Genomic DNA, 14,920 nt, shown 5'->3' with positions numbered 1-14,920 from the left:
CGCACGGGCTGTGCGCGGGCCGTGCGTCCACGATATGGCGTACGGCCCGCACCGGCGGGACGGCACCGGGCTCACCCCTTGTCGAGATACTCCTCGCGCTCCTTGTCCAGGAGGGCGGCCAGCACCGTGCGCAGCTCCGGCAGGTGTTCCAGCTCCGGGTCGGCGGCGACGATCGCCACGGCCTCCTCGCGCGCGGCGGCGATGACCTCCTCGTCGTCGATGACGGTGAGCATCCGCAGCGAGGAGCGCACTCCGGACTGGGCCTGGCCCAGCACATCGCCCTCGCGGCGCTGTTCGAGGTCGATGCGGGAGAGCTCGAAGCCGTCGAGGGTGGCGGCGACGGCGGAGAGCCGGGCGCGGGCGGGGCTCGCCTCGTGGGCCTCGCTGACCAGCAGGCAGAGGCCGGGGGCGGAGCCCCGGCCGACGCGGCCGCGGAGCTGGTGGAGCTGGGAGACGCCGAAGCGGTCGGCGTCCATGATCACCATGGCGGTGGCGTTGGGGACGTTGACCCCGACCTCGATGACGGTGGTGGCGACCAGGACGTCGACCTCTCCGGCGGCGAACCGGCGCATGACGTCGTCCTTCTCGTCGGGGTGCATCCTGCCGTGCAGCACCTCGACGCGGAGCCCCGCCAGCGGGCCCTTGCGCAGTTCGTCGGCGATCTCCAGGACGGCGAGCGGAGGCCGCTTCTCGGCGTCCTCCTCGGAGGCCGCCTTTTTCGCCTTCGCCTTCGCGCCTTCCTTGCCCCCGGCCTCCTCCGCGTCGTCCCCGATGCGGGGGCAGACGACGTACGCCTGGTGGCCGTTCCCGACCTCCTCGCGGACGCGTTCCCAGGCGCGGGCGAGGAAGTGCGGCTTGTCCTTGGCGGGGACGACGTGGCTGGCGATCGGGGAGCGGCCGGCCGGAAGCTGGTCCAGGACCGAGGTCTCCAGGTCGCCGAAGACGGTCATCGCGACCGTACGGGGGATGGGGGTGGCGGTCATGACGAGGAGGTGGGGCGGCTGCTTCCCCTTCGAGCGCAGGGCGTCGCGCTGTTCCACGCCGAAGCGGTGCTGTTCGTCCACGACGACCAGGCCGAGGTCGTGGAACCGGACCTTGTCCTCGATGAGGGCGTGGGTGCCGATGACGATCCCGGCCTCACCGGTGACCAGGTCGAGGAGGGCCTGCCGGCGGGCCGCCATCCCCATGGAGCCGGTGAGGAGGACGACCTTGGTGCCCCGGTCCGAGCCGCCCAGCATGCCGCCCTCGGCCAGCTCGCCCATCATCTCGGTGATCGAGCGGTGGTGCTGCTGGGCGAGGACCTCGGTGGGGGCGAGCATCGCGGCCTGGCCGCCCGCGTCGACCACGGCGAGCATGGCGCGCAGGGCCACCATCGTCTTCCCGCTGCCCACCTCTCCCTGGAGGAGGCGGTGCATCGGGTGCTCGGTGGCCAGGTCGTCGAAGATCTCCTTGCTGACCTTCTCCTGGCCCTCGGTGAGGGTGAAGGGCAGCGTGGCGTCGAAGGCGTCCAGCAGGCCGTCCGCGACGGGGCGGCGGGCCGCGGCGGGGAGCTGGGTGTCCGCGTACCGGCGGCGGGCCAGGGCGACCTGGAGGACGAACGCCTCGTCCCATTTGAGCCGGGCCCTGGCGTCCTCGATGTCCGCCCTGGTCTGCGGCCGGTGCACCTTGAGCAGGGCCTCGGGCAGCGGGGTGAAGCCGCGCCCCTCGCGCAGGGAGGCGGGGAGCGGGTCCACCGCGTCCCTGGCGCTGGGCAGCACGGCGTCGACGGCCTTGGCGATCCGCCAGGAGTCGAGCTGCTTGCAGGCGGGGTAGATCGGCAGCAGCCGGCCCGCGAAGGCGTCCACTGCCTCGGTGGCCTCGTCGGCGTCGGAGGCGTCGAGCAGTTGGTACGTGGGGTGGGCCAGCTGCATCTTGCGGTTGAAGACGGAGACCTTGCCCGCGAACATCGCCTGGCGGCCCGGCAGCAGCTCCTTGTGCGGCTTGTGGACGCCGTGGCCGAAGAAGACCAGCTGGAGGCGGCCGGTGCCGTCGGTCAGGGTGACCTCCAGGCGTTTGCCCCGGCCGTTGTTGAACGTCAGGACGCGGGCGTCGGCGACCTGGGCGACGACCGTGACGTGCTCGTCCAGCGGGAGGTCGGTCAGCGCGGTCAGCTTGCCGCGCTCCTCGTACCGCCGCGGGTAGTGGTGCAGCAGGTCCCCGACCGTGTGCAGGTCGAGGTGTTCCGCCATCACCTTCGCGGTGGCTCCGCCGAGCAGCTTCTTGAGGGGTTCATCGAGCGAGGACACGCCCTCCATTGCACACCACGCCACCGACAGCCGTCCGGTGGGCGGGCCGGGACACGGGTACGGACCGCCCGGCGTGCCCGGACCGCCCGCCGCGGCTACTCGACGCCGATCAGCAGGGGCGCCCGCTGGTGTCCGCCCCGGTAGACCACCGTGTCCACGGCGAGGTGGCCCTCCCGTACGTACTCCTCCAGGGCGTCGGCGAGCGTGTCGGGGACGTCCTCGCCGAGGACGAGGGTGACCAGTTCGCCGCCGGCCGCCAGCATCCGGTCGAGCACGGTGCGGGCGGTGGCCGGGACGTCGGAGCCGATCACCGCCACGTCGCCGTCGATCAGGCCGAGGATGTCCCCGGCCTGGCAGATCCCGGCCATGGTCCACGACTGGCGCTCCGCGACGGCCAGTTCGGCGTAGCGGGTGGCGCCGGCGGCGGCGGTCATGGCGACCACGTCCTCGTCGAAGCCCCGGTCGGGCTCGTGGACGGCGAGGGCGGCGATGCCCTGGACGGCGGCGCGGGTGGGGACGAGGGCGACCCGGACCCCCTCGGTCCTGGCCTGTTCGGCGGCGGCGGCAGCGGTGTGGCGCAGGGCCGCGTCGTTGGGCAGCAGCACCACCTCGCGGGCGTGGGCGCGGCGGATGGCGTCGACGAGTTCGCCGCTGGCGGGCGGTTCGCCGGGGCGGGCGATCACCGTGGTGGCCCCGGCCTCCGTGCACAGTCCGGCCAGTCCGTCGCCGGGGACCACCACGACGACGGCACGCTGGGCGGGTTCGGCCTGGACGCGGAGGTCGTGGCCGCTCTCGGTGGCGAAGTGGGTGATCCGGATCCGGTACGGACGCCCGGCCTCGACGCCCGCCTCCACGGCCGCCCCCGCGTCATCGACGTGTACGTGGACGTGCCAGAGCCCGTCGCCGCCCACCACGACCAGCGAGTCGCCGAGGGCGTCGAGCCGGGTGCGCAGCCGGGCGACCTGCTCGTCGCCGGCCTCCAGGAGGTAGATCACCTCGAACGCGGGCCCGGCTCCCCCGCCCTCGGGGCAGTCGAGCGCGTCCCCGGCCGCGGGCCCGCCCTCCGTGACGCCCCGTACCGGCGTGCCGCCCACCGGCAGTCCCACCACGGATCCCCCGTCCACGGGCGCGGGCGTCCCGCCGGGGCCGGTGCGGGGTCCGCGGGCGGGAGCCTGCCCGGTCACGGTCTCCACCAGTGCGCCCAGGACCGCCACCAGGCCCCGGCCCCCGGCGTCGACCACGCCCGCCCTGCCGAGGACGGCGAGCTGCTCCGGGGTGCGCACGAGGGCGGCGAGCGCCCCCTCGTAGGCGGCGGTGACGACGGCCCGCAGGCCGGGGCCCGCGTTCCGGGCGGTGTCGGCGGCGGCCGCGGCGACGGTGAGCACGGTCCCCTCGACGGGGTGGGCGACGGCCTGCCGGGCGGCGTCCGAGGCGGCGGCGAGGGCGCGGCGCAGCCGGTCCGCGTCGCCGCCGTCGGCCAGCACCCCGGCCATGCCGCGCAGCAGCTGGGCCAGGATCGTGCCGGAGTTGCCGCGCGCGCCGATCAGGGCTCCGTGCGCCATGGCGCGTACGGCGTCGGCGGGGGCGGGCGCGGTGGCCCCGGTCTCGTGGGCGGCGAAGACCGCTTCGACGGCGGCGGCGGCGGACTCGAAGGTCAGATAGAGGTTGGTGCCGGTGTCCCCGTCGGCCACCGGGTAGACGTTGATCGCGTCGATCTCCGCGCGCTCCCGCCCCAGGGCCTCCAGGGCCAGTGAGCACCACGTGCGTACCGCGACGGCGTCCAGGTCCTCGGGGGGCTGCGGCACCGATGGTCCTCCTGGTCGGCCTGGGCGACGGGCTGCACCGCAGGTTAGCCCGCTCGTCGGGGTCCCGGCCCGGACCGGGGGCGGGAGAGCGGGGGTCCGTCCCATGGTAGTTTCGTATCTCCGAAGCAGGCGTTGTATGCTGCTCCGGTTGCCCGATGAAAGTCGGGCCAATCCTCCGGTACCGCCACTTCAGTCCTCTGATTCCGGCGTGCCGGAATTCACTGTAAGTGCACCTGAAGTCTTTGGAGTGACCCGTGGCTGCCAACTGCGACGTTTGCGGCAAGGGGCCGAGCTTCGGCAACAGCATTTCGCACTCGCACCGCCGTACGTCCCGTCGCTGGAACCCCAACATCCAGCGCGTGCGTGCCGTGGTCGGTCGGACGCCGAAGCGGCTCAACGTCTGCACCTCGTGCATCAAGGCCGGCAAGGTCGCGCGCTGACGTCCCCGTCGTAGCGCAGCCTTCCGGTTTTGCCCAAAAAGCCGGTCCACCTCGGTGGACCGGCTTTTTGCTGTGTTCAGGGGGTGCCCGGGGCCGGTCAGCCGGCCGGGCGGGACAGCCAGCCGTGGTCGACCGGGCCGATGCCGCCGCCGAGCGGGAAGCCGGCCTCGATCGCGCCGGTGACGTACGCCTTCGCGCCCCGTACCGCCGTGGGCACGTCCTGCCCCAGCGCCAGTCCGGAGGCGATGGCGGAGGCCAGCGTGCAGCCGGTGCCGTGGGTGTGGCGGTTGTCGTGGCGGGGGGCGCGCAGCCAGTGTTCCTCGCTCCCGTCGGTGAGCAGGTCCACCGCCTCGCCCGGCAGATGACCGCCCTTGATCACCACCCAGCGCGGTCCGAAGGCGAGGATCTTCTCGGCGGCCCGGCGCATTCCGCTCTCCTCGGTGACCACGACGCCGGTGAGCTGCGCCACCTCGTCGAGGTTCGGGGTGGCCACGGTGGCGGCGGGCAGCAGCTCGGTGCGCACCGAGTCGAGGGCCTCGGCGGCGAGCAGGGCGTCGCCGTGCTTGGAGACGCCGACCGGGTCGACGACGACGGGGGCGTCGGTGGCGGCGAGGAGTGTGGCGACGGTCTCCACGAGGGCGGCCGAGGCGAGCATGCCGGTCTTGACGGCCTGGACGCCGATGTCGTCGACGACGCTGCGGTACTGGGCGCGCACGGCTTCCACCGGAAGCTCCCACGCGCCCTGGACGCCGAGGGAGTTCTGTGCGGTGACGGCGGTGAGCACGCTCATGCCGTGCACGCCGAGGGCGAGCATCGTCTTCAGGTCGGCCTGGATCCCCGCACCGCCGCCGGAGTCGGAGCCGGCGACGGTGAGCACGCGGGGAGGTACAGCGGTACGTAGGGGCATACGCAGCAATCTAGTGCTCACGCGCGCGTCCCCCGCTCCTGCTCACGCGCGGGGCTGGGTGTCCTCGATGGCGCCGAAGTGGTCCCAGCCGCCCTTGCTGGTCCAGGGCGCGCCGTCGACGGTGACCTGGGGCAGGGCGGAGGGGTTGAGGACCTCGCCGATCACCTTCCAGCGAGCGGGGAGCTTCGCGTCGGGCGGGAAGGTGGCGACGATCGCGTGGTCCTCTCCCCCGGTCAGCACCCACTGGAGCGGATCGACGCCGACCGCCTGGCCGATGTCGGACATCTGCGAGGGGATGTCGATGAGGCCGGAGCGCAGGTCGATGCGGACCTTGCTGGCCTCCGCGATGTGCCCGAGGTCCGCGACGAGGCCGTCGCTGACGTCGGTCATCGCGGTCGCGCCGAGTCCGGCGGCCGCGGGGCCCGCGTGGTACGGCGGTTCGGGGCGGCGGTGGGCCTCGACGAAGGCGCGGGGCGAGCGGAAGCCGCGGGAGAGCACGGCGTATCCGGCGGCGGACCAGCCGAGCCAGCCGGTGACCGCGACGACATCGCCGGGGCGGGCGCCGCCGCGGGTGACCGGTTCGTGGTTGCGCAGGTCGCCGAGGGCGGTGATCGCCACGGTGATCGTGTCGCCGCCCACCACATCGCCGCCGACCACGGCCGCGCCCGCCACCTGGCATTCGTCGCGGAGCCCGTCCATCAGCTCGGCGGCCCAGGTGACGGGCAGGTCGGCGGGGACGACCAGGCCGAGGAGCAGTGCGGTGGGCACGGCCCCCATCGCCGCGATGTCGGCGAGGTTCTGGGCGGCGGCCTTGCGGCCCACGTCGTACGCCGTCGACCAGTCGCGGCGGAAGTGCCGCCCTTCCAGCAGGATGTCCGTACTGGCCACGACTCTGCGGTCGGGGGCTGCCACGACCGCGGCGTCGTCGCCGGGCCCCAGCCGTACCGCCGGAGTGGTGGTGAGCCGGGACGTGAGCTCTCTGATGAGCCCGAACTCCCCCAACTCGCCCACGGTTCCCTTCACCGAGTCTCACCTCTCCTTTATCGCCCCGGACACCCGTCCGGGCCCCCGGTCGCGAGCCGTCTGTGCTGTCGGTACCGTCAAGAGATACGTCAACTTCTGCGCCCTGTACGCCACGCTGGGGACGTCATCCGGCCCGTAGGTCTCCCCGTGGCCCTCGGCGACGCGATAACGTGGCGTCCCTTTCCCCCACATGATCCTCGTGGCCGCCCTGGAGGTTCCGTGGTACAGGCGTACATCCTCATTCAGACCGAGGTGGGCAAGGCGTCGATCGTCGCCGAGACCATTTCCAGGATTCCGGGAGTCATCCAGGCAGAGGACGTCACCGGTCCGTACGACGTGATCGTGCGCGCCCGCGCGGACACGGTCGACGAACTCGGCCGCATGGTGGTCGCCAAGGTGCAGCAGGTGGAGGGCATCACACGGACGCTGACCTGCCCGGTCGTCCACCTCTGACCCCCGTCTAGGCTGGGCCGGTGACGTCATCCGCCCGCCGGTCCCCCCGCTCGATATTCCTCGGTCCGTCCGCTGCCGTGCTCGTCCTGGCCGCGGCGGGCTGTTCCCTCAGCGACGCCCAGCCCCCGGTCCCGGTTCCCACCCCGTCGTCGGAGGCCGCCGCGTACTGCGAGGCCCTGGACGAGGTGCTGCCCGCGACCGTCCTCGAACAGGAACGCAGCGATCCCTCCCCGGACTCGGAGCTGACCGCCGGCTGGGGGGACGGGGCGATCGTACTGCGCTGCGGGGTCCCCCGGCCCGCGAAGATGGACGACCCCCAGGCGCAGGGGGTCGAGGCGGACGGGGTGCGGTGGATGCTGGAGGAGCCCGAGGGCTCCGGTCCGCGGTTCACCACCACGTACCGCAAGGCGTACGTCGAGCTCACGCTCTCCTCGGCGTACGCCCACGACATCACGCCGCTGGCCGCGTTCGCCGGTCCCGTCTCGAAGACGGTCCCCGGCAAGTTCTGAGACGGCCGGCGGTTTCTTCGGTACGGACGCGTCAGCGCAGTCCGGTGGAGCGGGTCAACGCCGCCTGGATGAGCCGGTCGACCAGTTCCGGGTAGCTGACGCCGCTCTCCTGCCACATGCGCGGGTACATGGAGATCGGGGTGAAGCCCGGCAGCGTGTTGATCTCGTTGATGACGAACTCGCCGTCCTCGGTGAGGAAGAAGTCGGCGCGCACCAGCCCCTCGCAGGAGACGGCGTCGAACGCGGCGACGGCGAGGCGCTGGACCTCGGCGGTCTGCTCCTCGGTGAGCGGCGCGGGCACCAGACCCGCGGCCGAGTCGATGTACTTGGCCTCGAAGTCGTAGAAGTCGTGGGCGGTGACCGGGGGGATCTCGGCGGGCACGCTGGCGCGCGGACCGTCCTCGAACTCCAGCACCCCGCACTCGATCTCACGGCCGCGCAGCAGCGCCTCGACGAGGAACTTCGGGTCGTGGCGCCGGGCCTCCTCGATCGCCGCGTCGAGACCTTCGACGCCGTCGATCTTGGTGATGCCCATGGAGGAGCCGCCGCGGGCGGGCTTCACGAACAGCGGCCAGCCGTGCTCGGCGGCGAAGTCCACGATCCGCCGGCGGGCGGCGGCCGGGTCCTCGTCCCACTCGCGGGGGCGGACGACCTCGTACGGTCCGACGGGCAGCCCGAAGGAGACGAAGACGCGCTTCATGTACTCCTTGTCCTGGCCGACGGCGGAGGCGAGGACGCCCGCGCCGACGTAGGGCACACCGGAGAGTTCGAGCAGCCCCTGGAGCGTGCCGTCCTCCCCGTAGGGACCGTGCAGCACGGGGAAGACGACGTCGACCTCGCCCAGCGCCTTGGGCACCGAGCCGGGCTCGGTGTGGACGACCTCGCGGCTGCCCGGGTCCACGGAGAGCACGACGCTGCCCTCGGCGGACTCGGCGAGCCGGTCCACGTCGGGGACCTGGCGGTCGGTGATGGCCATGCGTTCGGGCTCGTCGGCGGTGAGCGCCCAGCGGCCGTCCGTCGTGATGCCGATCGGCAGGACGTCGTACTTCGTCCGGTCGATGGCCTTCATGACGGCGCCGGCCGTGACGACCGAGATGCCGTGTTCGGAGCTGCGGCCGCCGAACACGACAGCCACACGGGGCTTGGGGCGCTGCGGCTCAGGGCTCTCGGCGCGCTCAGGGCTCTGGGGGAGGTTCTCGCTGCTCATATCGCGATGAGCGTACCTGCTGGTAGGAGCGGCGTCAGCGTCGCTCGGCCTTGGCGCTCCGCGACATCAGCTCCTTGACCGCGACGACCGGGGACTTGCCCTCGTGGACGATGGAGACGACGGTTTCCGTGATGGGCATGTCGACACCGTGCCGCCGCGCCAGGGCGAGGACCGATTCGCAGGACTTGACGCCTTCGGCGGTCTGCTTGGTGACGGCGATCGTCTCCTGGAGCGTCATCCCGCGTCCGAGGTTGGTCCCGAACGTGTGGTTCCGCGAGAGCGGCGAGGAGCAGGTGGCCACCAGGTCGCCCAGGCCCGCGAGTCCGGAGAACGTCAACGGGTCCGCGCCCATGGCCACGCCCAGTCGGGTGGTCTCGGCCAGTCCGCGGGTGATGAGGGAGCCCTTGGTGTTGTCCCCGAGCCCCATGCCGTCCGCGATGCCGACGGCGAGGCCGATGACGTTCTTCACGGCGCCGCCGAGCTCGCAGCCGACCACGTCGGTGTTGGTGTACGGGCGGAAGTACGCGGTGTGGCAGACGGCCTGGAGGCGCTGGGCGACGGACTCGTCGGCACAGGCGGCGACGGCGGCGGCGGGGCGGCGCTCGGCGATCTCCTTGGCGAGGTTGGGTCCGGAGACGACGGCGATACGGTCGGCGGACACCCCGGTGACGTCCGCGATCACCTCGCTCATCAGCTCGGCGGTGCCCAGCTCGACGCCCTTCATCAGGGAGACCAGGACGGTGTCCGGCTCCAGGTGCGGGGCCCAGTCGGCGAGGTTGGCGCGCAGCGTCTGGGAGGGCACGACGAGGAAGGCGAACTCCGCGCCGCGCAGGGCCTCGGCGGCGTCGGTGGTGGCGCGGATCGAGTCGGGGAGCGCGATGCCCGGGAGGTAGTCCGGGTTGGTGTGCGTGGTGTTGACGGCCTCGGCGAGCTCGGCGCGGCGGCCCCAGAGGGTGACCTCGCAGCCCGCGTCGGCGAGGATCACGGCGAACGCCGTACCCCATGAGCCGGTTCCGAAGACGGCCACGCGTGCGGGGTGCGTCACATGGATCCCTTTCCCTGGGCCCTGCGCCGTTGTTCAGCACGGGCTTTGCGGTGATCGTAGAGCTCGGCGGGCGCCTTCTCGCCGCGCAGGTCCTCCAGCTGGCGGGTGACCGCCGCCATGATGGCCTCGGTCGCCTCGCGCAGCACCTCGGGGGTGGGCTCCCGCTCGTAGAAGCGGCTGAGGTCGACGGGCGGCCCGGCCTGCACCCGCAGCGTCTTGCGGGGGAACAGCCGAAGCTTGTTCTCCTTGGCGTACGGCGGCATCGCGTGGTTCGCGCCCCACTGCGCGACGGGCACGACGGGCACCCTGGTCATCAACGCCACGCGCGCGGCCCCGGTCTTGCCGGCCATCGGCCACATGTCCGGGTCGCGGGTGAGGGTGCCCTCGGGGTAGAAGGCGACGCACTCGCCGCGGTCGATGGCGTCCACGGCGGCCCGGAAGGCGTCCAGGGCGTTGGTGGTCTCGCGGTAGACGGGGATCTGGCCGGTGCCGCGCAGCATCATCCCGACGAACGGGGTGCGGAAGAGGCCGGCCTTCGCCAGGAACCTGGGCACCCGCCCGGTGTTGTACTGGAAGTGGCCGTAGGCGAGCGGGTCCAGATAGGAGTTGTGATTGACGACGGTGATGAATCCGCCGTCGGCCGGAATGTGTTCCGCCCCCCGCCAGTCGCGCTTGAACAGAACCACCAGCGGCGGCTTGGCGATGACCGCCGCCAGGCGGTACCAGAAGCCGATTCTGCGGCGGGACACTCGGACACCTTCCTGAAGGATTTCGGCTTGCCGGCCGGCTGCGGACGGTCGTCTCCCGCCCCGGCCCCCTGCTCTGTCGAGAACACCGTACGCCTCACGTTCGGTAGCGGTCCTCCGGGTTGTCGTACCGGCAGGCGAGAATAGGTCCTCATGTGCACGGAGGGGGAGATCGCCACGAACACCGATCCGGCCGGGCCCTGGTCCCTGGTCGTTCCGCTGAAGCCGCTCGCACGGGCCAAGAGCCGCCTGGGACGGGCGGCCGGCGAGGACGCGCGACCCCGGCTGGCGCTGGCGTTCGCCCAGGACACGGTGGCCGCGGCGCTGGACTGTTCGCGGGTGCGGGATGTGGTGGTCGTCACGGACGACGTGGTGGCCGGGGCGGCGCTCTCGGCGCTCGGGGCGCGGATCGTGCCGGACGCTCCGGATGCCGGGCTCAACGCCGCGCTCGCGCACGGGGCGCGCGTCGCGCGGACCCTGCGGCCCGCCGCGGCGGTGGCCTCGCTCAACGCGGATCTGCCGGCGCTGCGCACCGGTGAATTGGCGCGGGTGCTCGATTTTGCCTCCGCTTTTCCCCGTGCTTTTCTCCGGGACGCGGCCGGAATCGGTACGACATTTCTGTCCGCCGCGGGCGGCGCGGAATTCCGTCCGGCTTTCGGTGGTCCGTCCGGGGCCCGGCACCTGGCGTCGGGAGCGGTCGACATGGCGCTGTCCGGTGTCGACTCGGTGCGCCGGGATGTGGACACGGGAGAGGATCTGCGGGTCGCTCTGACCCTGGGGGTGGGGCCGCACACGGCACGGATCGCGTCCGCTGCGGCCTCGGTGTGCGACCGATAGGCTGCCGCCCATGCAGGCGACTTCGTACACGTACGACCCCGAGACGCGTTGTGGCAGTGTGCTGCTGGACGACGGCACGCCGGTGGAGTTCGGCGCCGCCGCCTTCGACGCGGGTGGCCTGTTGCTGCTGCGTCCGGGGCAGCGGGTGCGGATCGAGGGCGTGGGCGAGGGTGCGGCCCTGCGGATCTCGCTGGTGACGCTGCAGACCTTCTGATCCGGCTTCCGGCCGTCCGGCCGGCGCCACTGGGCCGAACGGGGCCGGACAGCCCGCGGGCCGGGCTCCCCCTCAGGGGAGCCCGGCCCGGCGCGTCGTGAGGAGCGAGCGGGTGCCCGCGTCTCACTTCTTGCGTGCGGTGGCCTTCTTGGCCGTGGTCTTGCGCGCGGTGGTCTTCTTCGCGGGCGCCTTCTTCGCCGTGGCCTTCTTGGCGGGCGCGGTCTTGCTGGCGACGGTCTTCGTCGCGGTCTTCTTGGCCGGGGTCGCCTTCTTCGCGGCCGCGGACGCCTTCTTCGCCGTCGCGGTCGTCTTCTTGGCGGTGGTCTTCTTGGCTGCGGCGGACTTCGCCGGAGCCGTCTTCTTGGCGGTGGTCTTCTTCGCCGTGGCCTTCTTGGCCGCCGACTTCTTGGCGGCGGCGGCCTTCACCGTCGTACGGGCGGCGGAAGATCCGCCCGAGAGGCTGCCCTTGGGGGCCTTCTTGACGGCCACGTCGTTCTTGGGGAGCTTCTTCGAGCCGCTCACCAGGTCCTTGAAGCCCTGACCCGCGCGGAAGCGGGGCACCGAGGTCTTCTTGACCCGGACGCGCTCACCCGTCTGCGGGTTGCGGGCGTACCGGGCGGGGCGGTCGACCTTCTCGAACGAGCCGAAGCCGGTGACCGAGACACGGTCCCCGGCGACAACGGCACGCACGATCGCGTCGAGTACCGCATCGACCGCGTCCGCGGCCTGCTGACGGCCGCCGACCTTGTCGGCAATCGCTTCTACGAGCTGCGCCTTGTTCACGTCTTCCCCTTCGGAGACATTGCCAGAACGAAAGTGTTCAAGCTTTTTCGCACGTTAGGCAGATATATACCGCAAATCAAACACGAAACGGGCTAATCACCCTAGTGCCGCAACGAAGTCGACCGATGCGCAGTTCCACGTGTCAGTCACCTTCGGGGAATCGGCCCTCGTCGAGGTCCATCATCAACCGGTCCAGACGCCTTGCCGCGTCCGGGAGATCGTGCTTCGCCGCGGCCGTGACGACCAGCAGCTTCCGGGCCAGCGCCATCCGTACGCTCTCCGGGACTTGCAGTGCACGCACCTTCGCGTGCGCTTCCTTCAATCGGTCGGCGACTTGGCCATAGAGCTTGAGTTGGCTGTCGCGTTCCATGCACCGATTGTGCCATCTGGGGCGAGTTGTCGCCCGACGGGGTCTCAACAAGCGACTGCGCCCCCTGCCGGGAGGCAGGGGGCGCAGTCCTGGAAAAGCGCTGCTCAGGCGGCAATGGTACGCGGCTTGAAGGCCGGCCGGGCCGCCTCGTAGGCGGCGATGTCCGCTTCGTTCTGAAGGGTGAGGCTGATGTCGTCGAGGCCGTTGAGCAGCCGCCAGCGGGCGTTCTCGTCGAGCTCGAAGTCGGCGGTGACGCCTCCGGCACGGACTTGGCGCGCCTCCAGGTCGACGGTCACCTCGGCGGTCGGGTCGGCCTCCGTCAGCTCCCAGAGGGCGTCGACGACCGACTGCTCCAGAACCACGGTGAGCAGGCCGTTCTTCAGCGAGTTGCCGCGGAAGATGTCGGCGAAGCGGGAGGAGACGACGGCCTTGAAGCCGAAGTTCTGCAGGGCCCAGACCGCGTGCTCGCGGGAGGAACCCGTACCGAAGTCGGGGCCCGCGACCAGGACCGAGGCTCCCTGGCGTTCGGGGCGGTTGAGGACGAAGTTCTCGTCCTTGCGCCAGGCTTCGAAGAGGCCGTCCTCGAACCCGTCGCGGGTGACCTTCTTCAGCCAGTGGGCGGGGATGATCTGGTCGGTGTCGACGTTGCTGCGGCGCAGCGGAACGGCCCGGCCGGTGTGGGTGGTGAATGCTTCCATGGCTATCGGACTCCGGCGGGGGTACGGGCGTCGGACAGGTCGGCGGGCGAGGCCAGATGGCCCAGCACCGCGGTGGCGGCGGCGACCTGGGGCGAGACCAGGTGGGTGCGGCCGCCCTTGCCCTGCCGCCCCTCGAAGTTGCGGTTCGAGGTGGAGGCGGAGCGCTCGCCGGGAGCCAGTTGGTCGGGGTTCATGCCGAGGCACATCGAGCAACCGGCGTGCCGCCATTCGGCTCCGGCCTCGGTGAAGACCTTGTCCAGGCCCTCGGAGACGGCCTGGAGGGCGACCCGGACGGAGCCGGGGACGACCAGCATCCGTACGCCGTCGGCGACTTTGCGCCCGTCCAGGATCGAGGCCGCGTTGCGCAGGTCCTCGATGCGGCCGTTGGTGCACGAACCTACGAAGACGGTGTCGACACTGATCTCGCGCAGCGGCTGTCCGGCGGTCAACCCCATGTACTCCAGGGCCTTTTCTGCGGCGTGGCGCTCCGAGGCGTCCTCGTACGAAGCGGGGTCGGGGACGCTGGCGGAGAGCGGGGCGCCCTGGCCCGGATTGGTGCCCCAGGTGACGAACGGGGCGAGTTCGGTTGCGTCGATGACGACCTCGGCGTCGAACACCGCGTCGTCGTCGGAGCGCAGGGTCTTCCAGTACGCGACGGCGGCGTCCCAGTCCTCACCCTCGGGGGCGTGGTCGCGGCCCTTGAGGTAGTCGAAGGTGGTGGCGTCGGGAGCGATCATGCCCGCGCGGGCGCCGGCCTCGATCGACATGTTGCAGATGGTCATCCGGGCCTCCATCGAGAGCTTCTCGATGGCGGGACCGCGGTATTCGAGGATGTAACCCTGGCCGCCGCCGGTGCCGATCCGGGCGATGATCGCCAGGATCAGGTCCTTGGCGGTGACCTCCTCGGGCAGCTCGCCCTCGACGGTGATCGCCATGGTCTTCGGGCGGGCCAGCGGCAGCGTCTGGGTGGCCAGGACGTGCTCCACCTGGCTGGTGCCGATGCCGAACGCCAGCGCGCCGAACGCGCCGTGGGTGGAGGTGTGGGAGTCGCCGCAGACCACGGTGGTGCCGGGCTGGGTCAGCCCCAGCTGCGGGCCGACCACGTGCACCACGCCCTGCTCGACGTCGCCGAGCGGGTGCAGCCGGACGCCGAAGTCCGCGCAGTTCTTGCGCAGAGTCTCCAGCTGGGCGCGGGAGACCGGGTCGGCGATCGGCTTGTCGATGTCGAGGGTCGGGGTGTTGTGGTCCTCGGTGGCGATGGTGAGGTCGAGGCGTCGAACGGGACGGCCGGCCTGGCGCAGGCCGTCGAAGGCCTGCGGGCTGGTCACCTCGTGCAGGAGGTGCAGATCGATGAAGAGGAGGTCGGGCTCGCCCTCCGCCCGCCGGACCACATGGTCGTCCCAGACCTTCTCCGCGAGTGTCCTACCCATCGCTTTCCCTCCGGCCGGCGTCGTCGCCGGCCCAACTAGAGATTCGGTGCGCCTCCGTCCGTACCCCCGTGCGGGGCGGTGGCTACGAGCCGTTGTGCGGCCGCCGGTACAGGTTCGCAACTTCCTCGGAAAATTGAACTTGCGTTTCACAGAGTGAGACGGGAGTAT

16 protein-coding genes are annotated in these 14,920 nt (G+C 71.8%); 5 read left to right on the top strand and 11 right to left on the bottom strand.

Annotated elements, in window-relative coordinates:
• Positions 1–71: 71 nt before the first annotated feature.
• Entirely contained in the window at positions 72–2,294 is a 2,223-nt protein-coding gene (gene recG, locus QFZ71_RS23175) for an ATP-dependent DNA helicase RecG (protein ID WP_307670086.1), read from the bottom strand.
• An 86-nt stretch (positions 2,295–2,380) separates the two neighbouring features.
• Complete coding sequence (locus QFZ71_RS23170; RefSeq protein WP_307670085.1) at positions 2,381–4,090, bottom strand: DAK2 domain-containing protein; 1,710 nt, start codon at positions 4,088–4,090, stop codon at positions 2,381–2,383.
• A 254-nt stretch (positions 4,091–4,344) separates the two neighbouring features.
• On the opposite strand from QFZ71_RS23170, the gene rpmB reads away from it, so the two are divergent.
• The gene (rpmB, locus tag QFZ71_RS23165; protein WP_003965989.1) at positions 4,345–4,530 is read left to right on the top strand and encodes a 50S ribosomal protein L28; all 186 of its coding nucleotides are present in this window, start codon (positions 4,345–4,347) and stop codon (positions 4,528–4,530) included.
• Positions 4,531–4,627: 97 nt separating this feature from the next.
• On the opposite strand, the gene thiD is transcribed toward rpmB, so the two are convergent.
• Complete coding sequence (thiD, locus tag QFZ71_RS23160; RefSeq protein WP_307670084.1) at positions 4,628–5,437, bottom strand: bifunctional hydroxymethylpyrimidine kinase/phosphomethylpyrimidine kinase; 810 nt, start codon at positions 5,435–5,437, stop codon at positions 4,628–4,630.
• Between the two features lie 42 nt (positions 5,438–5,479).
• Entirely contained in the window at positions 5,480–6,460 is a 981-nt protein-coding gene (locus QFZ71_RS23155; RefSeq protein ID WP_307670083.1) for a thiamine-phosphate kinase, read from the bottom strand.
• A gap of 219 nt (positions 6,461–6,679) precedes the next feature.
• On the opposite strand from QFZ71_RS23155, the gene QFZ71_RS23150 reads away from it, so the two are divergent.
• Together QFZ71_RS23150 and QFZ71_RS23145 are read left to right on the top strand one after the other, a co-directional pair.
• Positions 6,680–6,913, top strand: a complete 234-nt coding sequence (locus QFZ71_RS23150; protein WP_307670082.1) for an Lrp/AsnC family transcriptional regulator — start codon at positions 6,680–6,682, stop codon at positions 6,911–6,913.
• 20 nt (positions 6,914–6,933) lie between these two features.
• Positions 6,934–7,422: a DUF3515 domain-containing protein gene (locus tag QFZ71_RS23145; protein WP_307670081.1), complete on the top strand. Its 489-nt coding sequence runs from the start codon at positions 6,934–6,936 to the stop codon at positions 7,420–7,422.
• A gap of 31 nt (positions 7,423–7,453) precedes the next feature.
• Here the strand turns inward: QFZ71_RS23145 and QFZ71_RS23140 are convergent, their stop codons facing one another.
• The 3 genes from QFZ71_RS23140 to QFZ71_RS23130 are packed head-to-tail and all read right to left on the bottom strand — an operon-like array spanning position 7,454 to position 10,423.
• Positions 7,454–8,629, bottom strand: a complete 1,176-nt coding sequence (locus QFZ71_RS23140; protein ID WP_307670080.1) for a D-alanine--D-alanine ligase family protein — start codon at positions 8,627–8,629, stop codon at positions 7,454–7,456.
• Positions 8,630–8,663: 34 nt separating this feature from the next.
• A complete protein-coding gene (locus QFZ71_RS23135; protein WP_307670079.1) occupies positions 8,664–9,674 on the bottom strand; it encodes an NAD(P)H-dependent glycerol-3-phosphate dehydrogenase in 1,011 nt (336 codons plus the stop codon).
• Positions 9,671–10,423 (bottom strand): 1-acyl-sn-glycerol-3-phosphate acyltransferase, encoded by a 753-nt coding sequence (locus QFZ71_RS23130; protein ID WP_307670078.1) that lies wholly within the window; start codon positions 10,421–10,423, stop codon positions 9,671–9,673. The genes QFZ71_RS23135 and QFZ71_RS23130 overlap by 4 nt, the downstream gene beginning before the upstream one ends.
• Before the next feature lie 150 nt (positions 10,424–10,573).
• On the opposite strand from QFZ71_RS23130, the gene cofC reads away from it, so the two are divergent.
• The gene (cofC, locus tag QFZ71_RS23125) at positions 10,574–11,257 is read left to right on the top strand and encodes a 2-phospho-L-lactate guanylyltransferase (protein WP_307670077.1); all 684 of its coding nucleotides are present in this window, start codon (positions 10,574–10,576) and stop codon (positions 11,255–11,257) included.
• Positions 11,258–11,267: 10 nt separating this feature from the next.
• On the top strand, positions 11,268–11,471 hold the full coding sequence (locus QFZ71_RS23120; RefSeq protein ID WP_307670076.1) for a hypothetical protein: 204 nt from the start codon (positions 11,268–11,270) through the stop codon (positions 11,469–11,471).
• A 123-nt stretch (positions 11,472–11,594) separates the two neighbouring features.
• On the opposite strand, the gene QFZ71_RS23115 is transcribed toward QFZ71_RS23120, so the two are convergent.
• The 4 genes from QFZ71_RS23115 to leuC all read right to left on the bottom strand — a co-directional run bounded on the left by QFZ71_RS23115 (position 11,595) and on the right by leuC (position 14,752).
• Complete coding sequence (locus tag QFZ71_RS23115) at positions 11,595–12,254, bottom strand: HU family DNA-binding protein (RefSeq protein ID WP_307670075.1); 660 nt, start codon at positions 12,252–12,254, stop codon at positions 11,595–11,597.
• Positions 12,255–12,396: 142 nt separating this feature from the next.
• Entirely contained in the window at positions 12,397–12,624 is a 228-nt protein-coding gene (locus QFZ71_RS23110; protein ID WP_307670074.1) for a hypothetical protein, read from the bottom strand.
• Positions 12,625–12,728: 104 nt separating this feature from the next.
• Positions 12,729–13,322 carry a 3-isopropylmalate dehydratase small subunit gene (leuD, locus tag QFZ71_RS23105; protein WP_307670073.1) on the bottom strand — a complete coding sequence of 198 codons (594 nt, stop codon included), beginning with the start codon at positions 13,320–13,322 and terminating at the stop codon, positions 12,729–12,731.
• 2 nt (positions 13,323–13,324) lie between these two features.
• Positions 13,325–14,752, bottom strand: a complete 1,428-nt coding sequence (gene leuC / locus QFZ71_RS23100; RefSeq protein ID WP_307670072.1) for a 3-isopropylmalate dehydratase large subunit — start codon at positions 14,750–14,752, stop codon at positions 13,325–13,327.
• Between the last annotated feature and the right edge of the window lie 168 nt (positions 14,753–14,920).

Source organism: Streptomyces sp. V2I9 (assembly GCF_030817475.1).
In the GTDB taxonomy this organism is placed as follows: Bacteria; Actinomycetota; Actinomycetes; order Streptomycetales; family Streptomycetaceae; genus Streptomyces.
Note: the sequence above shows the minus strand (reverse complement) of the source record. Positions and strands in the feature narration are given on the sequence as shown.